The sequence below is a fragment of the Photobacterium sp. 2_MG-2023 genome (genome assembly GCF_030547675.1).
Classification (GTDB): Bacteria; Pseudomonadota; Gammaproteobacteria; order Enterobacterales; family Vibrionaceae; genus Photobacterium; species Photobacterium arenosum.
This window is the reverse complement of sequence record NZ_JAUOQQ010000012.1, coordinates 56,758-77,228: the sequence shown is the minus strand read 5'-3', so window position 1 is coordinate 77,228 and position 20,471 is coordinate 56,758. Positions and strand designations below refer to the sequence as shown.

Below are 20,471 nucleotides of genomic sequence, written 5' to 3'. Positions count from 1 at the left end.
ATGAGCAGCGCTCTGGTCAACACTTTGCTGCAATCCAGCCTAATCAATCCGGCTGAAGCCGATCGAATCCTGGCCGAAATGCGCCATCATCACCTGAACGATATCGCGGCCATCGTCAGCTCTGGGGTGTTCAGCGACTGGGATCTGGCCAAACAACTGGCCCATCTTGCTGGACTGCCTATGGACGATGTCCACCATTACGATTATCAGTCGGTCTGTAAAAAGCTGAGCCTCAGACCTCTGATAGAAAGACACAACGTGCTTCCCCTCGCACTGGATAAGGATGTGCTCACCTTAGGAATCGCCAACCCCTTTGATACCCGCAGTCAGGACGAATGCCGCTTTGCCTCCGGCTATCAGATTTCACCGGTGATTTTACCGCTCAGGCAGCTGGAAAACGCCATCAGGCGGATTTACGGTGACCCGATTACCAGCACGCTGCATACTGCCAGCCTCAACGACAATGAGATAGCGCAGCTCTCAGCCGCCCAGGCTCCGCCGAGCGAACAAGCAGCCGACAACGACGACGCCCCTGTCAGCCGTTATCTCAACCACCTGCTGCTGGATGCGGTACGGCGGCAGGCCTCTGATATTCACATCGAGCCGTTAGAAAAACAGTGCCGGATCCGGTTTCGCTGCGATGGCCTGCTTCTGATTCATGCCACTCCCCCTTCAGATTTGGCTGCCCGGCTGGCCGCCAGACTCAAAATACTGGCCAGACTCAACATAGCAGAGCGGCGCCTGCCTCAGGACGGCCGCTTCAGGCTGCCGCTCAATCAAGATCTGACCGTAGATATGCGGGTCTCGACGCTGCCTGCGCAGTGGGGAGAAAAAGTCGTCTTGCGCTTACTCGACAGCAACCATATTCCGCTGGCGCTGCACAGGCTGGGGTATACCGACGGCCAGCGTAATGTCTTTGAGCAGGCACTGACTAAGCCACAGGGCCTGATCCTGGTGACCGGCCCGACCGGCAGCGGAAAAACACTGTCGCTGTATGCCGCCCTGAACTTACTGAACAAGGAACACCGCAACATTTGTACCGCGGAAGATCCGGTTGAGATTCAATTACCCGGCATCAACCAGCTTCACATTCACCCCGCCATCGGGCTGGATTTTGCCACAGCACTGCGCACCTTTCTGCGCCAGGATCCCGATGTAATCATGATAGGTGAGATCCGGGATCAGGAAACCGCGACCATGGCGGTACGCGCCGCGCAGACCGGCCATCTGGTTCTGTCCACCCTGCACACCAACTCCGCGGCCGATACCCTGAACCGATTACAGCATCTGGGGATCGCGCCTTATGAACTCAGCGCCTCACTCAGTCTGATCATCGCCCAGCGGCTGGTCCGCTGCCTGTGCCCGCACTGTAAGCAACAGACTGACCTAGCGATCAGCCAACGCCAAAGACTGGCCATAGACGCATCAACGCCAGTGTTCGCCGCCAACCCTCAGGGGTGTGAGCACTGTAATCAGGGCTACTTAGGCAGAACCGGGTTGTTTGAACTGGTATCTTGCAAAGCCAGCCAGACAAACCCGTTAAGTGAAGCCGCGCTTTACGATTTTATGACTGAGCAGGCTGACGGCTTGTCACTGGAGCAGGCCGGGATCCGTTTGCTCTGTCAGGGCCTCACCAGCCTGAGCGAGCTGCAGCGGGTGCTGGCATGTGACAGTCTGCAGCCGGATGCCGGGAGCGCCTGATGGTACCGGCAGAACGATTAGGTTACTTTCGGTGGCGAGGACGCCAGAGCAATGGTCGCAGCGTCAGCGGCGTGCGTGTCGCTTTCCAGCCCGGAGAGATCGAAGACTCCCTTCGCATTCAATCGATTACACCTCAGTCCATCCGCCGCATCAGACCCGGCTGGCTAATCTATCGCCGTCATCGTTTCCGGCAGCAGGATCTGACCAACATGTTCCGGCAGCTAGCCAGCTTACTGAGTGCTTCTCTGCCGCTGAGCGCAGCGCTGGCCATTCTGACCAAAGAGCAGAGCCGGATGGAAGCCGCCGCCATACTGAACCGTATCCAGCAGCAGGTCACATCCGGCACCCCGCTCTCTGAAGCCGTTGCCCGCCACACACCCTGTTGCGATGCCATAGTCACCAGCCTGCTCAAAGCCGGTGAGTTCGCAGGGCAACTGCCGCAAATTCTCGAACAGATTGCCTCGTACCGCGAACAGTATCATCAGCTGCAGCGTACCCTGTTCCATACCCTGCTCTACCCTGCTGCAGTTTGTGTGGTGGCCATGGCAGTAACTGCCCTGATGTTGGTGTGGATCATTCCGCAATTTGCCGGATTGTTTGCCACCATGGGCCACCAGCTCCCCTGGTTGACCCGTGCAGTGCTGACGCTGTCGGACTACGCCGGCCGGTACAGCCTGCAACTTATGGCCAGCGTGGCCCTGATAACCGGACTCTGCCGCTGGCAGTATCGCCGCAGCCTGCGCTGGCAATACCGTTTTCACCACGTAGCACTGCTGTTTCCACTAGCAGGCACCTGCCTGCATCTGGCAGCGCAAGCGCGATTCACCCGCACATTGGGCACCACTTTTCAGGCCGGAGTCCCTTTGCTGGACGGGCTGAATCTTGCCGCGAGCACCTGTGGTAACAGAGTGCTGGAGCACACCTACCGTCAGGCTGCCCGGCTGGTCGCCGGCGGGCAACCGCTCCACTCCGCAATCCGGCAAGGGATGGGCAAACGGCGCGCCCTTGTTCCTGAACGTCTGATACAGCTCATCATGGTCGGTGAAGAAACCGGGAAAATAGATACTCTGCTGTTCGAGCTGGCGGCTTACTATGACAATGCACTGTCACAGCAGTTGAAAACGCTGACAACCCTGCTCGAGCCTGTGCTGATACTTGTCATAGGGATAATTATCGGTACCTTGCTGCTGGCCATGTACTTGCCCGTGTTTGATCTGATGAAAGCCGTTGGCTGAGTTATTTGCCTGCGGCTCGCTACTGACGGCAAAATCAGGCTAAAATAACGGTTCTTCGGATATCTTGATGGAAAATGAGTAATCTCATGGCGTTACTGACCTACTATCCCTGGCTTTACCCTCTGGCAGCCGCTATTTTCGGCCTGATTGCCGGCAGCTTTCTGAATGTGGTCATCCTGCGCCTGCCTGTCATGATGGAAAGACAGTGGCGCGCAGATTGCGCCGAGTGTTTTTCGGAACATGCAGAAATTGGCCCTCAGCCCGTTTTTAATCTCAGTGTACCGGCTTCCAGCTGTCCGCACTGCCAGCATAAGATCCGCGCCTGGGAAAATATTCCTGTCGTTAGCTGGGTCTTGCTCCGTGGCCGGTGCAGCCACTGCAAAACAAAAATCAGTGCCCGGTATCCGGCCATCGAGCTTCTGACGGCACTCACGGCGCTGGCCGCCGCACTGGTGTTGCCATTCTCGGCCTGGAGCCTGGCAGTGATTGGCGCCGGTTGTGCCCTGATAGCTCTGACTTTCATTGATATCGATAAAATGCTGCTGCCGGATCAGCTCACTCTGCCCCTGATGTGGGCAGGCTTGCTGCTGGCCCTGCTGGATGTCAGCCCGGTCAGTCTGGAATCTGCCGTGATTGGAGCCATGGTCGGTTACCTGTCGCTCTGGAGCCTGTACTGGATATTCAAGCTGCTCACCGGCAAGGAAGGCATGGGTTACGGCGATTTCAAACTCCTGGCCGCACTGGGAGCCTGGGCCGGATGGCAGTTGCTGCCTTTTATTGTCCTGCTCTCTTCCTTGCTCGGCGCTATCTGTGGCATCATTTTACTGCGTATGCAACACAGTGACAGTCAAGCGGGTATGCAGACACCGTTTTCATTCGGTCCTTATCTTGCTCTGGCCGGGTGGATCGCCCTGCTTTGGGGAACCCCCGTTCTTAGCTGGTATGTAGGAACATATTTAGGATATCCATTATGACTTTGGTAGTCGGCCTGACGGGCGGCATTGGCAGCGGTAAAACCACAGTGGCTAACCTGTTTGCCAACTATGGCATTGATATTATTGATGCCGATCTGATTGCAAGAGACGTCGTGGCACCAGGCTCAGTAGGCCTGAAAGCCATTGCTGAACGCCTCGGGAATGACATCCTGCTGACAGATGGCCAGCTCAATCGCAGTAAACTCAGAGAGGCTATCTTTAATGAGCCAGCGTTAAAAGCCTGGCTGGATAGCCTGCTGCATCCCATGATTCGCCAGCAAATGAAACAGGATATCAATAACGCCACCTCGCCTTATTGCCTGTTAGTTGTACCCTTAATGGTGGAGAATCAGCTGCAAGCCATGACCGACAGACTGCTGGTGATTGATGTTCGGGAAGACATACAGATAGCCCGTACCACGGTTCGAGATAAGGTCAACGACGATCAGGTCCGTAAAATTCTGGCGGCCCAGGCCACCCGGGAGCAACGGCTTGCGGCGGCTGACGATGTGATTGATAACAATGGTGACAGCCACCAGTTACGCGGTGAAGTTGCCCGGCTGCATCAGCAATATCTGCTCCTGAGTGAGCAGGCTGATCGCAATTGATACAGCGCTGATCAAGAGATGAATAACAGGCCCGCACTATGCAGACTAACCGGCAGACAACCCGTTTTGAACACCCGTTAAACGAAAAAGTCCGTATTTACCTGCGACTGGAGTATTTATTGCTCCAAATGAATCACACCAGTGAATCGGAAGATCCCTGGCAATATCAGCTTTTTTTCCGTGCTTTGTTTGATGTGCTGGATATTCTTGATCAGATCCAGGTGAAAAGTGAGCTGGCCAAAGATCTGGATAAGCAGCAGTCTCAGCTCAAGCTCTGGCTGGATGTCGACGGTGTGGATCAAAGCGCCGTGCTGTCGCTGTTGGATCAAATGGCGTCCATCCACCACAACCTGATCGCAGCGCCGCGTCTGGGCCAGATCTTACGTGAAGATCGCTTCCTGGCCGGGATCAAACAGCGCTTCTCACTGCCCGGCGGCAGCTGCTGTTTCGATTTGCCCAGCCTGCATCACTGGTTACACCTGTCGCAGGACGGCAAACAGGCAGATATGGCGTACTGGTTAGATCAACTCAAGCCAATGGCGCAGGCGATTCAGCTATGGCTGAGAGTCACCAGGGAATCCGGCCACTTTAAACCCCAGATAGCCCGCAACGGTTTTTTCCAGCATGATGCGGAAAATGCCAGCCTGTTACGATTGCAAATTTGCCCCAGCTATGGGGTTTACCCTATGATATCCGGTCACCGTAGCCGGTTTGCCATCCGATTCATGCCCTTTGATGAGGGGCAGAGCACGACGAATAATCCGGTTAGCGAAAGAATTGAATTCACACTAGCGATTTGCTGAGGTTCCCGTGTCGCAACAAAGAACACCCACGATAGTCCAATGCCCTACCTGCCAGGCCGACGTTGTATGGGGAGAAGTCAGTCCGTACCGGCCTTTTTGCTCCAAACGTTGCCAGCTCATCGATTTAGGGGAATGGGCAGCAGAAGAAAAAGCCATACCCGGTGCCCCTGACATGTCAGACTCAGACGGCTGGTCAGAAGATAACGCGTAACATAGCGGGTCAACAGCCCGCTACCAAATCTGCTGGTTTTATCGAGCCAGCAGCTTATCAATAACCGGATAGTTGGCTTCGGGGAAAGTGAATTCCCGAAGCGCATCCAATGTCACCCATTGGCCGGGTTGTCCCTCACGGCCGTACGCTTCGCCATCAAAGGCCTTGATCAGGAAAAAATCGAACTTTAAGGCTTTTTCCGGATAGTCATGCTCTAACTCAATAAAGTGCTCCAGCTCGGTGGCTGTAATCCCCACTTCTTCGTTCAGTTCACGAATAACCGCTTGCTCTGCCGTTTCTCCCAGCTCTACCTTACCGCCGGCAAATTCCCAGAAGCCGCCTTTATGGGCCGTTTCGGCACGACGGGTGATGAATACTTTATCCTGCTGGCGGTTCAGGATAATGCCCGCCGATATCCAGACTCGTTTTTTATTCACGCTGCTTACCTGTTCAAATACTATTTCGCTCTGTCAGCAGAGCACTTGACTGATTTTAACCTTTGACAGAAAAAAACAAAGGCCGCATTCGCGGCCTTTGAATAATTACCTTGCCAAATCAGCTAATTCGGCCATGGCATTGTTTGTATTTCTTGCCAGAACCGCAAGGACACGGCTCGTTGCGGCCAACCTTACGCTCACCGGCCGGGGAATCTTCCCCGCCCTGACTGGTTTCGGCCACGGCACTGGCTGCTTCCTGATGGTTGAATTGCTGGCGACGGGCCATTTCTTCGGCCATGCGCTGGCGTTCCGCTTCGACACGTTCCACTTCATCCTGCTGCTGCACCCGTACCTTGCTCAGGATAGCCACGACGTCGGTTTTCAGGTTTTCAAGCATGCCCTGGAACAGTTCGAAAGACTCACGCTTATATTCCTGTTTCGGGTTCTTCTGAGCGTAACCGCGCAGATGAATCCCCTGACGCAGATGATCCATAGCCGCCAGATGCTCTTTCCAGAGTGTATCCAGATTCTGCAGCATCACGGTTTTCTCAAAGTTACGCAGCACTGGGGCGCCAACAGCTTCTTCTTTGCTGCTGTACACACTGACAGCTTCAGCAACAATGCGCTCGCGTAATGCTTCCTCATACAACTTATCATCGCTGTCCAGCCACTGCTGAACCGGTAAATCCAGGTCAAAGTCTGCTTTCAGGCGCTCTTGCAGGCCAGGGATATCCCACATTTCATCCAGTGACTGCGGTGGAATATAGGTATCTATCACGCTGTTCAGCACATCTTCGCGATTATGCGAAATCATTTCACTGATATCATCGGCGTGCATCAGTTCATCACGCAGTTCGTACACCACTTTACGCTGGTCGTTCGCCACATCATCAAATTCCAGCAACTGTTTGCGGATATCGAAGTTACGGCCTTCAACTTTGCGCTGCGCATTCTCGATGGCTTTCGTCACCCATGGGTGTTCGATAGCTTCACCTTCTTCCATGCCCAGCTTTTTCATCATCGCGGACACCCGGTCTGAGGCGAAAATACGCATCAGGCCATCTTCCATCGACAGGTAGAAACGTGAAGAACCGGCATCCCCCTGACGACCGGCACGGCCACGCAGCTGGTTGTCGATCCGGCGCGATTCATGGCGTTCAGTGCCTATGATATGCAGGCCACCCGAGTTAAGCACCGCAGCATGACGCTCTTTCCATGCCGTCTTAACAGCAGCAATTTGCTCCTCAGTCGGCTCTTTCAGGGCTTCGACTTCACTCTGCCAACTGCCACCCAATACGATATCGGTACCTCGACCAGCCATATTGGTCGCGATAGTCACCGAGCCAGGTTTACCTGCCTGAGCAACGATATCCGCTTCTTTTTCGTGGAATTTGGCATTCAGAACCTGATGCGCTATACCGGCTTTTTTCAGCTGGCTGGAAAGCAGCTCAGACTTTTCAATCGAGACCGTACCCACCAGCACTGGCTGACCATTGGCAACACGGGCATGAATATCTTCGGTGATAGCGACGAATTTTTCTCTTTCGGTCATGTAAACCAAATCACCCATATCATCACGGATCATAGGCTTATTAGTTGGCACAACCACAGTTTCCAGGCCATAAATGCTTTGGAATTCGAAGGCTTCGGTATCCGCTGTCCCCGTCATACCAGACAGTTTTTCATACAGGCGGAAATAGTTCTGGAAAGTGATAGAGGCCAGCGTCTGGTTTTCATTCTGGATTTTAACGCCTTCTTTGGCTTCAACCGCCTGATGCAGACCTTCAGACCAGCGACGGCCCGGCATGGTACGACCCGTGTGTTCGTCAACAATGATGACTTCGTTATCTTTGACGATATAGTCAACATCACGCTCAAACAACACATGCGCACGCAGTGCAGCATTCACATGGTGCAGCAGAGAAATATTGGCAGGTGAGTATAAGGTGTCGTCTTCTTGCATCAACTCGCGTTGCTTCAGCAATTCTTCGACAAACTCCTGACCATTTTCTGTCAGGTGAACCTGCTTTGATTTCTCATCAACCGTGTAGTGGCCTTCACCACGATATTCTTCGCTGTCTTCCTTGTCCTCTTTGACAAGCTCAGGGATCAGTGTGTTGATCTGGGTATAGAGCTCAGAGCTGTCTTCAGCAGGGCCGGAAATAATCAGAGGGGTACGGGCTTCATCGATGAGGATGGAGTCCACTTCATCCACAACCGCAAAAAAACGTTCACGCTGCACTCGGTCTTCCGGTCGGAAAGCCATGTTGTCACGCAAGTAATCGAAGCCAAACTCGTTGTTGGTGCCGTACAATATATCGCACGCATAGGCTTCTTTTTTCACCGGTGGCGGCATCTGAGACAGGTTCACGCCCACTGTCATTCCCAGGAATTCAAACAGTGCCCGATTGGTTTCTGCGTCACGGCTGGCCAGGTAATCATTCACTGTCACAATGTGAACGCCTTTGCCCGTCAGTGCGTTGAGATAAGCCGGCAGGGTGGCTGTCAGTGTTTTACCTTCACCAGTGCGCATTTCTGCAATTTGGCAGTCATTGAGCACCATGCCGCCGATAAGCTGCACATCAAAATGACGCATACCGAACACACGCTTAGAGGCTTCGCGTACGGTTGCGAAGGCTTCAGGCAGCAGCTGATCCAGCGATTCTCCCTGTTCCAGACGCTGACGGAACTCTGCCGTCTTAGCCTTCAGCTCTTCATCCTGCAGGCTTTCAAATTGTGGTTCTAGCTTGTTGATCTCATCAACAATTTTACGCAAACGTCGAATGGTACGGTCGTTGCGGCTGCCGATAACTTTAGTCAGTAGTTTTGATAACATGGCTATGCCGTTTTACTCTTTGTGATGTCAGATCCCAGCACAAGCGCAGGCTGAGTACTCAATAAATTGCAATCAAAACGAAGCCCTTCCATGCTCCGCCCTTCCCAATACTATTCGTTAACTTCAAGCTGGGTTGAAAACAAATGTCTGTGATGGAGATATTGTGTTTCCCTTGCTAAATTTCAAGGGCAATCAAGGCACAATATCATGCTTTACGAATTGGAACCATGCACCTCAACGCCAGAAAAAGCGCAGGCCGCTCCCTTAATTTGTTATGATAAAAAATATTCTCTGGTCCGCCTATCATTAAGGCGATAACTTAGTGATCAGATAGTAAAATTTAGATCTCACTCCGTTCGGTGCGTTCTTTACATTCATTAAATTCATTTTTACGGCGTCAAAATGAGAGATCACCGCCCACAAACAACAGCCAGCCTGCTGGATGATGAAACGGCATTGGGCAATATCCAGCAAAGAGCCATGGCATTGCATAAGCTCAATGTGCAGGTACAGCAGCATCTCAATTGCGCGCAACTCTGCCGTGTCAGCAACTACCGGCAAGGAATATTAGTGATTGAAGTCGCATCGGCGGCCTGGTCAATGCGGCTGAATTATGAACGGAACCAGTTGATACAACGGCTCCGTGAGCATATGCTGCCTCAGCTTCAGGATATCAGGGTCAGTGTCAATCCGGCTCTGGCGGCAACGACAGTGAAAACCAACAGCACCTCTGTGCTGAAACGTAAGCCCATTTCACAAAAAGCTGCGCAGTCTCTGATGGAAACCGCTCAGGATGCCCCAGCCAAAGTCAAAGCCCGTCTGGAGCGACTGGCTGCTCTCGCCAAACAAAACAACCAGTAACCGACACTACAGGTGAAAAAAAACGCCAGACAGAGTCTGACGTTTTTTCTTTAATTGCTTAGCTTTACGCCAGTACCATGCCAGGCTGGGCAAAGGTTACCGGTACTTCGGCTTCGTCCTGGAATGTCGACCATTCAAAGGCTTCCTGATCAGCAAGTACAGCGCGCAGTAGCATGTTGTTCAGGGCATGACCGGATTTATAAGCCACCATTTCACCAATAATGTTGTGACCACACATATACAGGTCGCCGATAGCGTCGAGTACTTTGTGCGTCACCAACTCATTGTCGAAACGCAGACCTTCATCGTTCAGAATGCGATAATCATCAAGCACGATAGCATTATCGAAGCTGCCACCCAGACACAGGTTCTGAGACTGCAGATACTCAATATCACGCATAAAACCGAAAGTACGGGCACGACTGATATCTTTCACAAACGACTGGCTGGAAAAATCCAGTACCAGACGCTGCTGCTCGGAATCAATCGCCGGATGATTAAATTCAATCGCGAAATCCAGACGGAAACCGTTATACGGTCGCAGCTCCGCCCATTTATCGCCATCTTCAACGCGAACAGTTTTTTTCAAACGCAGAAAACGCTTAGGCGCATTCAGCGTTTCAATGCCGGCAGATTGCAACAGATAAATAAAGGGGCTGGCGCTACCGTCCATAATAGGAATTTCCGGTGCGTCCACTTCCACAATAACGTTATCAATACCCATACCAGCAAGGGCAGCATTCAGGTGCTCGACAGTTGAGATGCGTACGCCCTGATCATTCACCAGCGCGGTGCACAACATAGTATCTCGCACAGAATCTGCATTAGCCGGGAAATCCACCGGCGGATTTAGATCCGTACGACGATAGATTACACCAGTATTTGCGGCAGCAGGCCGCAGAATAAGCGTCACTTTACGCCCGGAATGCAAACCCACTCCAATCGTTTTAACGATGCTTTTTAGTGTACGTTGTCTGATCATCTGCTTACTCGTCTCAACTGACTGATGACTATTTATCGGCCACCAATCTGCAAACTTGAGGGCGGCCAGGCGCTCATATTACCACCAAACGTGACCTAACCCAAATTTTTTAAACTTAGTCTGCCTGCTTGCGCAAAAATGCTGGGATATCCAGATAGTCATGATCGGCTTGCTGCTTAGGCTTAGCGGCCGTAGCGGCTGACCCTGACTGAACACTTTTCTCAGCAACAGCAGGTTGTGCCGGCGTTTTAGCTGCGATCGGCTCTTCCTTCTCCTGGATCACAGGCTTTTCCTGTGCTGCAGGTTTGGCTGAGCTGGTGACCAGAGTAATATCCGGACGAGACTCTTTACCAATACCGGTTGCCACAACTGTCACACGCAGCTCATCGGTCATATCCGGATCCAGAGACGTACCGATCACCACAGTTGCGTTATCAGAAGCAAAAGCTTTCACTGTATTGCCGACAGTTTCAAACTCGTCCAGACGCATATCCAGACCGGCAGTAATGTTCACCAGAACACCACGGGCACCAGCCAGATCGATGTCTTCCAGCAGCGGGCTGGAAATCGCCATTTCTGCTGCTTCTTCCGCTCGGTCTTCACCTGTCGCAACACCACTACCCATCATGGCATGACCCATTTCGGACATCACAGTACGTACGTCTGCAAAGTCGACGTTGATCATACCCGGGCGGGTAATCAGCTCAGCAATACCCTGAACGGCGTTTTTCAGTACGTCGTTTGCTTTTGCAAAAGCGTCTAACAGCGTGATACCACGCCCCAGCACTTTCAGCAGCTTCTCGTTTGGAATCGTAATCAACGAATCAACGTGTTTGGACAGCTCTTCAATGCCCTGTTCCGCAAACGCCAAACGTTTTTTGCCCTCAAAGCTGAATGGCTTAGTGACAACAGCAACCGTTAGAATTCCCAGCTCTTTCGCTACTTCAGCAATGATAGGCGCCGCACCTGTACCTGTGCCGCCCCCCATGCCTGCAGCGATGAAGACCATATCAGAACCTTCTAATGCTTCCCTGATCGCTTCACGATCTTCCAGGGCTGAATCACGACCAACCTGAGGGTTAGCGCCTGCGCCCAAACCTTTGGTGATATCACCACCAATCTGGATCACTGTGCCGACGTTACTCTTACGCAAAGCCTGCGCATCAGTGTTAACACTGATAAAGTGTACGCCTTCGATCGATTCACGAACCATGTGATCGACAGCGTTACCACCACCACCGCCAACGCCAATGACCTTAATTACCGCTTCATCAGACAATTCCATCATCGGTTCAAACATGTGTTCTCTCCGTTCTTCCTGTTCGCATCAGGTTTAAAATTCTTTTCTTAGCCAACCACTAATTTTAGTGAACAGACCTGCAACTGACCGTTTTGGTTCAAGTTCACCATCTTCAAATGTCTGACTGTCCTTTCCGTAATGCAGTAAGCCTACTGCTGTCGCGTAATGCGGGGCCTGGACATAGTCCGTTAAACCACTCAATGCCAGCGGTCGGCCTAAACGTACCTGATTACGGAATACCCGCTCAGCACATTCGACCAGCCCTTCCATCTGTGAGGCTCCACCGGTTAACACTATCCCAGCGGCCAGCTGGTGTTTAACACCCGTATTACGCAATTGTTCTTGTATTTCCACCAACTTTTGATTAACCAGACCCAGCAACTCGCTGTATCTCGGTTCAATGACTTCGGCCAATGTCTGGCTTTGCAGGCTGCGCGATGGCCGACCTCCCACACTCGGTACGTCGACTTTGGCATCTTTACTGACCAGCTCGCTCAGTGCACAACCGTACTTCACTTTGATTTCCTCAGCATCACCTGGCGGTGTGCCAAAGGCATAAGCGATATCGCTGGTGACCACATTGCCTGCGTAAGGAATCACTTCCGCATGCCGCAATGCACCACCTGTCCAGACAGCCATGTCCATGGTGCCACCACCAATATCTATCACGCACACACCCAGTTCACGCTCATCTGCCGTCAGTACAGCATAACTGGCAGCCAGCCCGGAGAAGATCAGTTGATCCACTTTCAGGCCGCAACGCTCTACGGCTTTCACTATGTTACGTGCCATATCATTATGGCAAGTGATCATATGAACGCTGGCCTCCATCCGGACGCCGGACAAACCCACAGGGTTCTTGATACCTTCCTGGTAGTCAATGGCGAACTCTTGCGGAATCACATGCAGAGTGCGATGCTCATCGCTGATTTTCACCGATTTGGCAGTATGAATGACGTTATCCACGTCATCCTGAGTCACTTCTTTATCAGAAATCGGCACCATGCCTTTTTCGGTCTGGCAACGAATATGTTTACCAGACAGCGACAAATAAACAGAGGCAATTTGGCAGTCGGCCATTAATTCTGCCTGGTCAACCGCCCTTTGCACAGATTTGACGACAGATTCCAGATCATTGACGCCGCCTTTGTCCATGCCTTTAGACGGACTGCTGCCCACACCAATGACATTCACCTGGCCGTCAGGTAATGCTTCGCCGACCAAAGCGCATACTTTGGAAGTACCGATATCAAGGCCAACAATGAGTTTTTTATCTGTAGCCTTCGTCATTAGCGCACGCTCTTTTCCTGAACCACTTATTCATTATTCTGTTGCCATCCAACAGCAACACCTGTGTCGTAGCGGAGGTCAACATAATCAACGGCTTTACCCTGCTGTTCCAGATCCGGGTATAACCATAAAAACCGTTTGATACGCTCAATTCTGGCTTCCCGACCCAACTCCAGCCGGATTCCATTGCTTAGCCAGATTCGCCATGACCGCCGCTCATTTAACGACAGCCTGACAATTTCTAAACCGCCGCGCTGCAACTCGGGTTGCATTTCACGCCAGGTTTTGAGCATTTCCTCACTGCTGCCATCCGGTCCTTCCAGCGTTACCATAGGCTCGCCCGACACATCGGAAGACGGGGCATGAAACACCTGCCCTTGCAGGTTAACCAGATACTTGTCATTCCAGACAGCAGCTGGTTGATGCTCAACCAGATACACTTTTACGGTATCCGGCCATTGCTTTCGTACCGATGCCTGAGCAACCCAGGGTAAAGACTCCAGGGCATGCTGAAGCTCGTCCACATCCTGAAGCATAAAACTGCCCAGTGAGCCCATTTCAAGAATGCCCTGTCTGACCTGATCTGTGGTCAGATGATGCAGCTCACCCTGAATAATCAATTGGGATAACGGCAATCGGTTTGCATCTGTCATCCAGTGCACTACCGCGACAAACAACCAAGCCATAGCGGTTATGACCAGCACCAGAAAGCTTAAACCCCGCCACTGGGACAAAGTACTGCCAATCAAGTTACTCTGTTTCAAGGCTGTTTCTGTCATGGTTTAACACTTTATTTCCTGAATCATGTCAGTCTGCCGTTATTTTATGGACCAGACAAGACAAGTGATGACTTATCAGCCACAAAATTTCACCAGAATCAGGATATAACAACAAAGCTGGCCGATTATACCGACCAACTCGATGCTCTCCAACCATTGTTCGCAATTTCCTGTGCTTAGACATCAAAGTGCATGCAAAAGCAGGATTATTCTGGCTTTCTCTTCAAGCTTAGCGAAGAAGTGCAAGAAAGTGACACAAAATAATCCAGATTTTAGCGTTTAAATGCCACACCGGCATATTATTTCTTCATTTCATGCACGCTGAGCGCCATCGCGGCCAGCTGTCGGGCAATTTTACCAACGTCACCAGCACCTTGCGTCAGAACAAGGTCATTCTCTTGAATAACATTGGCCAAAGCTCCCGGTAATGCCGCTGTGCTGGGCACAAAAATCGGATCGAGCTTACCCCGTCCGCGAATGGTACGGCACAGTGAACGTCCGTCAGCACCGGGGATCGCGACTTCACCTGCGCTGTACACATCCAGCATCAGCAGTACATCCACTTGCTCCAGCACATTGGCAAAATCATCATACAGGTCGCGGGTGCGGGTATAACGGTGAGGCTGGAATACCATCACCAGACGTTTACCCGGCCAGCCAGCACGAGCGGCTTTAATGGTGACATCCACTTCACTCGGGTGATGACCATAGTCATCCACCAGCATCACGTTGCCGTTGCCGCTGTCAAATTCACCCAGATGATCAAAACGGCGGCCGGTTCCTTCAAATTCAACCAGCGCGCGCTGGATAGCGTCATCCTCTACGCCTTCTTCCGTCGCCACAGCAACGGCCGCGGCGGCATTGAGGGCATTGTGCTGTCCCGGAATATTGAGTGTGACTGACAGCTCCGGTTTCCCTTTTCGCAGAATCGAGAAATGTCCTTGCTGGCCCTGCTGACGATAATTCACCAACCGGACATCGGCATCCTCGGCAAAACCGTAGGTAATGACCTGACGCCCCACACGTGGCAGCAATTCCCGTACCACAGGATCATCAATACACATCACGGCCAGCCCGTAAAACGGCAGGTTATGAAGGAAATCAATAAAGGTTTGCTTCAGGTTTTCAAAGTTACCGCCATAAGTTTCCATATGGTCAGCTTCAATGTTAGTAACCACACACACCATGGGCTGCAGGTGGATAAAAGAGGCATCACTCTCATCGGCTTCAGCGATCAGATAGCGGCTGCAACCCAGGCGTGCATTGGTACCGGCACTCTTCACCAGGCCGCCATTAACAAAGGTCGGATCCAGTCCGGCTTCGGAATAAATCTGTGTAGTTAGTGCTGTTGTGGTTGTCTTACCGTGCGTACCGGCAATCGCAATGCCATGGCGATAGCGCATCAGCTCGGCCAGCATTTCCGCACGGCGGACCACGGGAATACGTAACTCACGAGCCGCTTTCAGCTCGGGGTTTTCCGCCGATATTGCGGTCGAGGCCACCACCACGCTGGCCCCCTCAACATTCGTACTCGCGTGACCAAAAAACAGCTCTGCACCACGCTCGCCAAGACGCTCAGTGACTGAGTTTGGGGTAATGTCCGAACCACTGATACGGTAGCCTTCATTCAATAATACTTCGGCGATGCCACTCATTCCGGCCCCGCCGATACCAACAAAGTGAATACGCTCAACGCGGCGCATCTCTGGCACCATGGTTCTGATTTTGGCTATTTGCTGGTTATCCAGTTTACTCATCACTCTGTTCTCTTCTTTACTTAGCCTGCGCCTTAATCACATCAGCCACTCGGACATCCGCATCAAGGATCGCAGCCTGTCTCGCCGCCTCGGCCATGCTCAGCAAAGCCGGGCGATCTAAGGTTGTAATTAGCTGTGCCAGACGATCGGCTGTCAGATCCGGCTGCTCTATCATGTGTGCGGCGCCGCACTCCACCAGATGATCCGCATTCAGGGCCTGCTGGCGGTCTTTATGCATGAAAGGCACGAATATCGCTCCGACGCCAGCCGCCGACAACTCAGAGACGGTCAGCGCCCCAGATCGGCAAACCACCAGGTCGGCCCAGTCATAAGCCGCCGCAACATCATCAATAAATTCAGTGACGTTATATCCCTGCACACCACACTTGTTGTATAGCTGCTCAGTGCTGGCCTGATTTCCTTTACCTGCCTGATGCCAGATGTCGACATCTCCGCCCAGCTGCGCAGCGGCGGCCGGTACAGTCTGGTTCAGTATTCGTGCGCCCTGGCTGCCACCCATTACCAGGATCCGTACCGGACCTTCTCGCTCAGCCAGTCGCTGCGCTGGCGCTGCCAGCTCAGTCACATCGCGGCGAACCGGATTGCCAACCACAGGTTTGCCTGGAAACGCGCCGGGGAAAGCCTGTAACACGCTGGCCGCAATGCGCGATAACCAGCGGTTTGTCAGGCCCGCAACCGCGTTTTGCTCGTGAAGAATTACCGGAATACCGCTGAACCAGGCTGCTACGCCACCCGGACCGCTGACATAACCGCCCATGCCAAGCACCGCATCCGGTTGCCAGGCTTGGATATAGCGGCGGGCCTGCAATATCGCGCCCACAATCTGAAAAGGCGCCGCCAGCAGTTTTTTGATCCCCTGGCCGCGTAATCCTTTCACTTTAATAAAGTCTATTTCAATCCCGTGTTTAGGCACCAGGTCGGCTTCCATGCGATCTGCCGTACCCAGCCAGCGAATTTCCCAGCCTTGCTGCTGCAGCTTACGGGCCACGGCTAACGCAGGAAATACATGGCCGCCCGTGCCGCCAGCCATCACCAGCAAACGCTTATTTTTCTTCATTGTCATTTTCATCACTTGATTGCGCTGATCCGAAACGAGCCTGATGCCGTTGTTCATGATCAATGCGCAGCAAAATGGCCACGGCCGTCGACATAATGAACAAGCTCGATCCGCCGTAACTGATCAAAGGCAGAGTTAACCCTTTGGTCGGTACTATACCGGCCGCCGCCCCGACATTGACCAAGGTCTGGAAAGCAAACCAGAACCCGATGCCGAATGCCAGAAAACCGCCGAACAACTGGCCAGACTCCAGACTTTTCTTTCCGATGAACAGTGCCTTGAACACCAAGGTAAAGATAAGCAAAAGCACCAGAGTCACCCCCAGCAGCCCCAGCTCTTCGGCCAGTACAGCGAACACGAAATCAGTATGAGCTTCGGGTAAATATTCCAGTTTCTGAATGGAATTGCCCAGGCCTTGTCCCATCCAATCACCCCGACCGAATGCCATCAAAGATTGTGTCAGCTGGTAACCACTGCCAAAGGGATCTTCCCAGGGATCCAAAAAAGCGGTGATCCGGCGCATGCGGTAAGGCTCGAACACAATCAGCATTACTATGCCCAGTAACGCCATCGAGAGCATGGCCAGGAACTGCCACAACTTAGCCCCGGCAATAAACAGCATGCCGACTGTAGTGACAAACATCACGACAAAGGAACCCAGATCCGGCTGTTGCAGCAGTAAAATAGCCATGAGCGCCAGCACGGCCAGCGGTTTGATAAAGCCGTAAAAACTTTGTCTGACCTGATGATACTGGCGCACCAGATACCCGGACAGAAACACAAAGAGCGAGAGTTTAGCCACTTCCGCTGGCTGCAGGTTAAAGATCCCCAGCGGAATCCAACGAACCGCACCGTTAACCGAACGGCCAACGACCAGCACAATCACCAGCAAGGCCAGCGATACCAGCAACATAGGCACACTCAGCTGACGCCAGCGCTCCAGCGGCACCTGGACCATGAAAGCGGCAATAATCAGGGCACAGAACAGAAAAAAGGCATGGCGCAGCGCAAAATAAAACGGCATGTCTGTCAGGCGTGTGGCCACAGGCACAGAGGCGGAGCTGACCACAACCAGACCGGTCACCATCAGGGACAGACTGATCCACACCAGTTGTCTGTCATACTGACAAGGCGGGGCCGGCCGGCTAAACCACTGGCTGATTTCAAACAGGGTATCTTTTACCCCTTTCAGCATGCCTGCACTCCCTGCACCTGATCTTTCAGGCTGTGAGCCAGCTCAGCAAAAGCGTCGCCACGTGCCATAAAATTAGAATACTGGTCCAGGCTGGCACAGGCCGGAGACAGTAATATCATGTCTCCGGATCTCGCTTCCGACGCTGCCAGTGCCATCGCCTGATCTAAGGTTTCCACCACGACCGGGGCATTTGACAAGGTCAGGAACCGGTGACCGTCACGGCCAAAACAGTACAGCTGAACGTTGAGGGTCTCCAGCACAGGTTTGAGCGGCGTAAAGTCCGCCCCCTTGCTGTCACCGCCCACCAGTAAATGCAGTTTGCCCGGAATGGACAGACCATTCAGCGCAGCCAGCGTACTGGCGAGATTGGTGGCTTTCGAGTCATTGACCCAGTCAACACCGTGCGCCTGTACCACACGCTGACAACGGTGCGGCAAACCAGTATAACGGCGCAGTGTCCGGCAGGCAGCGTCACGGTCAATACCCGCCGCGTCTGCCAGCGCCAGCGCTGCCAGGCTGTTAGCCACATTATGGCGGCCGACCAGGGCAATGTCCCGGCTTGGCATCACAGGCATGCCATGCACCGCCAGGTACTCTTCACCCTGGTGCTGAATCAGTCCGTAGTCCTGACCATCAAAGCCAAAACTGGTTCGCATACCTTGCCATGAGCCATCCGGCAGTGTCGCCGCATCGTCACGATTGCTAATGGCCAGACGGGCATGACGGTAAATACGTTGCTTGGCCTGACCATAGTCGGCAAGGCTGTCGTACCTGTCCATATGATCTTCAGACAGGTTCAGGTAGGCCGCTGCAGCCAGTTCGAGCGAAGCTGTGGTCTCGAGCTGAAAACTCGACAGCTCCAGCACATACAGTTCATTACCTTGTTCTAACATATCCAGGGCAGCCAGGCCGATGTTGCCGCCTACTCCCGCTTTGATACCCGCTTCAGCGGCCATGGTACCGACCAGGCTGGTGACTGTGCTTTTACCGTTTGAACCGGTAATCGCCAGCACCGGCTTATCGGCTGCCAGGGCAAACAATTCAATATCACCAATCACAGGAATGCCGGCCGCGATGGCGGTTTGCAACTCAGGCGTATTCAGGGCGACCCCCGGATTAGCGACGATCAGATCCGCCGCCAGCAGCCAGTCCATCTGCCACTGACCGGCACTCAGGCTGACACCGTCTGGCAATTGATCCTCTCCCGGGGGATGGGCCCGGGTATCAATCACCTGAATTGCCGGCGGTGACGGCTGCCTTGTCAGGTAGTTCACCACCGACAGTCCGGTTACACCCAGACCCACGACCACAACGTTACCTGCCTGTGCCAAGTGATTCATTTAGCGCACCTTCAGTGTTGCCAGCGCAAACAGCACCAGCATCAGGGTGATGATCCAAAAGCGCACTATCACACGTGGCTCGGGCCAACCTTTCAGCTCATAGTGATGATGAATCGGCGCCATACGGAAGATTCGCTGGCCTCGCAGCTTGTAAGAGCCCACCTGCAGGATCACAGACACAGTTTCCATGACAAAAACACCGCCCATGATCACCAGCAACAGCTCCTGACGAACCAATACCGCAATCGTCCCCAGAGCGCCACCCAGCGCCAGCGAGCCGACATCGCCCATGAAGACCTGTGCCGGATAGGTGTTAAACCACAAAAAGCCCAGACCGGCACCAACTATGGCCGCACACACCACCACCAGTTCACTGGCGTTACTGATATACGGAATATTGAGGTAGCTGGCAAAGTTCACATTACCGGTCGCCCAGGCAATAAAGGCCATACCGGCCGCCACCATCACAGTTGGCATAATGGCCAGACCGTCAAGGCCGTCAGTCAGGTTCACCGCGTTACTGGTGCCGACAATGACAAAATAAGTGAGCACTATGTACAGCGCGCCAAGCTGGGGCATGACATCTTTAAAGAAAGGCACCACCAGCTGGGTCGCTGCCGTGTCTTTCCCATAGGCATACAGGGCAAAGGCAACAACCAGGGCAATCACCGACTGCCAGAAATATTTCCAGCGGGCGATCAAACCATCGGTATTCTTACGAACCACTTTGCGGTAATCATCAATAAAGCCGACGATACCGTAGCCGAGCATAACGGTCAGCACAGCCCAGACATAAGGGTTGCTGATATCAGACCACAGCAGTACTGTGATGGTGATCGCCGCCAGAATCATGACACCGCCCATGGTCGGCGTGCCACGCTTACTGAAATGAGACTCGGGTCCGTCATGGCGCACCACTTGGCCAATCTGCATCATCTGCAAACGGGCAATCAGGCGAGGCCCCATCCATAATGAAATAAACAAAGCTGTCAACACGCTGATAATGGCGCGAAACGTCAAGTATTCAAACAGACGGAAAAAAGGAAAAGTCGACTCTAATAAGTCTGCTAACCAAAAAATCATT

The 20,471-nt window shown here is 52.9% G+C and carries 18 protein-coding genes; 7 read left to right on the top strand and 11 right to left on the bottom strand.

What is annotated here, in order from left to right:
• The 6 genes from Q4491_RS11605 to yacG all read left to right on the top strand — a co-directional run bounded on the left by Q4491_RS11605 (window position 1) and on the right by yacG (window position 5,532).
• Window positions 1–1,701 (top strand): GspE/PulE family protein, encoded by a 1,701-nt coding sequence (locus Q4491_RS11605; protein ID WP_303457651.1) that lies wholly within the window; start codon window positions 1–3, stop codon window positions 1,699–1,701.
• A complete protein-coding gene (locus tag Q4491_RS11600; RefSeq protein ID WP_303457649.1) occupies window positions 1,701–2,936 on the top strand; it encodes a type II secretion system F family protein in 1,236 nt (411 codons plus the stop codon). Before Q4491_RS11605 ends, Q4491_RS11600 begins: the two co-directional genes overlap by 1 nt.
• An 86-nt stretch (window positions 2,937–3,022) precedes the next feature.
• A complete protein-coding gene (locus Q4491_RS11595; protein WP_303457647.1) occupies window positions 3,023–3,910 on the top strand; it encodes an A24 family peptidase in 888 nt (295 codons plus the stop codon).
• A complete protein-coding gene (gene coaE, locus Q4491_RS11590; RefSeq protein WP_303457645.1) occupies window positions 3,907–4,518 on the top strand; it encodes a dephospho-CoA kinase in 612 nt (203 codons plus the stop codon). The genes Q4491_RS11595 and coaE overlap by 4 nt, the downstream gene beginning before the upstream one ends.
• Before the next feature lie 38 nt (window positions 4,519–4,556).
• Window positions 4,557–5,321 carry a cell division protein ZapD gene (gene zapD / locus Q4491_RS11585; RefSeq protein ID WP_303457642.1) on the top strand — a complete coding sequence of 255 codons (765 nt, stop codon included), beginning with the start codon at window positions 4,557–4,559 and terminating at the stop codon, window positions 5,319–5,321.
• Between the two features lie 7 nt (window positions 5,322–5,328).
• Window positions 5,329–5,532 (top strand): DNA gyrase inhibitor YacG, encoded by a 204-nt coding sequence (yacG, locus tag Q4491_RS11580; RefSeq protein WP_192015812.1) that lies wholly within the window; start codon window positions 5,329–5,331, stop codon window positions 5,530–5,532.
• A gap of 38 nt (window positions 5,533–5,570) precedes the next feature.
• Here yacG and mutT read toward each other — a convergent pair whose 3' ends face one another.
• Both mutT and secA read right to left on the bottom strand, forming a co-directional pair.
• On the bottom strand, window positions 5,571–5,969 hold the full coding sequence (gene mutT / locus Q4491_RS11575; RefSeq protein WP_192015813.1) for an 8-oxo-dGTP diphosphatase MutT: 399 nt from the start codon (window positions 5,967–5,969) through the stop codon (window positions 5,571–5,573).
• Window positions 5,970–6,087: 118 nt separating this feature from the next.
• Window positions 6,088–8,805, bottom strand: a complete 2,718-nt coding sequence (secA, locus tag Q4491_RS11570) for a preprotein translocase subunit SecA (RefSeq protein ID WP_192015814.1) — start codon at window positions 8,803–8,805, stop codon at window positions 6,088–6,090.
• A gap of 402 nt (window positions 8,806–9,207) precedes the next feature.
• Between secA and Q4491_RS11565 the strand changes: the two genes are divergently transcribed.
• Entirely contained in the window at window positions 9,208–9,666 is a 459-nt protein-coding gene (locus Q4491_RS11565) for a DUF721 domain-containing protein (RefSeq protein ID WP_237794638.1), read from the top strand.
• A gap of 64 nt (window positions 9,667–9,730) precedes the next feature.
• On the opposite strand, the gene lpxC is transcribed toward Q4491_RS11565, so the two are convergent.
• From lpxC to mraY, 9 genes are all read right to left on the bottom strand, one after another.
• Window positions 9,731–10,648 carry a UDP-3-O-acyl-N-acetylglucosamine deacetylase gene (lpxC, locus tag Q4491_RS11560; RefSeq protein WP_192015816.1) on the bottom strand — a complete coding sequence of 306 codons (918 nt, stop codon included), beginning with the start codon at window positions 10,646–10,648 and terminating at the stop codon, window positions 9,731–9,733.
• 115 nt (window positions 10,649–10,763) lie between these two features.
• A complete protein-coding gene (ftsZ, locus tag Q4491_RS11555) occupies window positions 10,764–11,948 on the bottom strand; it encodes a cell division protein FtsZ (protein WP_027253672.1) in 1,185 nt (394 codons plus the stop codon).
• Between the two features lie 33 nt (window positions 11,949–11,981).
• On the bottom strand, window positions 11,982–13,238 hold the full coding sequence (ftsA, locus tag Q4491_RS11550) for a cell division protein FtsA (RefSeq protein WP_027253673.1): 1,257 nt from the start codon (window positions 13,236–13,238) through the stop codon (window positions 11,982–11,984).
• Between the two features lie 26 nt (window positions 13,239–13,264).
• Window positions 13,265–14,017, bottom strand: a complete 753-nt coding sequence (locus Q4491_RS11545; RefSeq protein ID WP_218384327.1) for a cell division protein FtsQ/DivIB — start codon at window positions 14,015–14,017, stop codon at window positions 13,265–13,267.
• Window positions 14,018–14,316: 299 nt separating this feature from the next.
• Window positions 14,317–15,774, bottom strand: a complete 1,458-nt coding sequence (gene murC, locus Q4491_RS11540) for a UDP-N-acetylmuramate--L-alanine ligase (RefSeq protein ID WP_192015818.1) — start codon at window positions 15,772–15,774, stop codon at window positions 14,317–14,319.
• A 16-nt stretch (window positions 15,775–15,790) separates the two neighbouring features.
• Window positions 15,791–16,852, bottom strand: a complete 1,062-nt coding sequence (gene murG, locus Q4491_RS11535) for an undecaprenyldiphospho-muramoylpentapeptide beta-N-acetylglucosaminyltransferase (RefSeq protein WP_192015819.1) — start codon at window positions 16,850–16,852, stop codon at window positions 15,791–15,793.
• A complete protein-coding gene (ftsW, locus tag Q4491_RS11530) occupies window positions 16,839–18,047 on the bottom strand; it encodes a cell division protein FtsW (RefSeq protein ID WP_192015820.1) in 1,209 nt (402 codons plus the stop codon). The genes murG and ftsW overlap by 14 nt, the downstream gene beginning before the upstream one ends.
• Window positions 18,041–19,387, bottom strand: a complete 1,347-nt coding sequence (murD, locus tag Q4491_RS11525) for a UDP-N-acetylmuramoyl-L-alanine--D-glutamate ligase (protein ID WP_303457634.1) — start codon at window positions 19,385–19,387, stop codon at window positions 18,041–18,043. The genes ftsW and murD overlap by 7 nt, the downstream gene beginning before the upstream one ends.
• On the bottom strand, window positions 19,388–20,470 hold the full coding sequence (mraY, locus tag Q4491_RS11520) for a phospho-N-acetylmuramoyl-pentapeptide-transferase (RefSeq protein ID WP_027253679.1): 1,083 nt from the start codon (window positions 20,468–20,470) through the stop codon (window positions 19,388–19,390).
• Window position 20,471 lies beyond the last annotated feature (1 nt).

What these genes read in the sequence shown, in the direction of transcription:
- Q4491_RS11605 (WP_303457651.1), top strand. Translation starts at nt 1, where the DNA reads ATGAGCAGCGCTCTGGTCAACACTTTGCTGCAATCCAGCCTAATCAAT.
- Q4491_RS11600 (WP_303457649.1), top strand. Translation starts at nt 1,701, where the DNA reads ATGGTACCGGCAGAACGATTAGGTTACTTTCGGTGGCGAGGACGCCAG.
- Q4491_RS11595 (WP_303457647.1), top strand. Translation starts at nt 3,023, where the DNA reads ATGGCGTTACTGACCTACTATCCCTGGCTTTACCCTCTGGCAGCCGCT.
- coaE (WP_303457645.1), top strand. Translation starts at nt 3,907, where the DNA reads ATGACTTTGGTAGTCGGCCTGACGGGCGGCATTGGCAGCGGTAAAACC.
- zapD (WP_303457642.1), top strand. Translation starts at nt 4,557, where the DNA reads ATGCAGACTAACCGGCAGACAACCCGTTTTGAACACCCGTTAAACGAA.
- secA (WP_192015814.1), bottom strand. Translation starts at nt 8,805, where the DNA reads ATGTTATCAAAACTACTGACTAAAGTTATCGGCAGCCGCAACGACCGT.
- Q4491_RS11565 (WP_237794638.1), top strand. Translation starts at nt 9,208, where the DNA reads ATGAGAGATCACCGCCCACAAACAACAGCCAGCCTGCTGGATGATGAA.
- lpxC (WP_192015816.1), bottom strand. Translation starts at nt 10,648, where the DNA reads ATGATCAGACAACGTACACTAAAAAGCATCGTTAAAACGATTGGAGTG.
- ftsZ (WP_027253672.1), bottom strand. Translation starts at nt 11,948, where the DNA reads ATGTTTGAACCGATGATGGAATTGTCTGATGAAGCGGTAATTAAGGTC.
- ftsA (WP_027253673.1), bottom strand. Translation starts at nt 13,238, where the DNA reads ATGACGAAGGCTACAGATAAAAAACTCATTGTTGGCCTTGATATCGGT.
- Q4491_RS11545 (WP_218384327.1), bottom strand. Translation starts at nt 14,017, where the DNA reads ATGACAGAAACAGCCTTGAAACAGAGTAACTTGATTGGCAGTACTTTG.
- murC (WP_192015818.1), bottom strand. Translation starts at nt 15,774, where the DNA reads ATGAGTAAACTGGATAACCAGCAAATAGCCAAAATCAGAACCATGGTG.
- murG (WP_192015819.1), bottom strand. Translation starts at nt 16,852, where the DNA reads ATGAAGAAAAATAAGCGTTTGCTGGTGATGGCTGGCGGCACGGGCGGC.
- ftsW (WP_192015820.1), bottom strand. Translation starts at nt 18,047, where the DNA reads ATGCTGAAAGGGGTAAAAGATACCCTGTTTGAAATCAGCCAGTGGTTT.
- murD (WP_303457634.1), bottom strand. Translation starts at nt 19,387, where the DNA reads ATGAATCACTTGGCACAGGCAGGTAACGTTGTGGTCGTGGGTCTGGGT.
- mraY (WP_027253679.1), bottom strand. Translation starts at nt 20,470, where the DNA reads ATGATTTTTTGGTTAGCAGACTTATTAGAGTCGACTTTTCCTTTTTTC.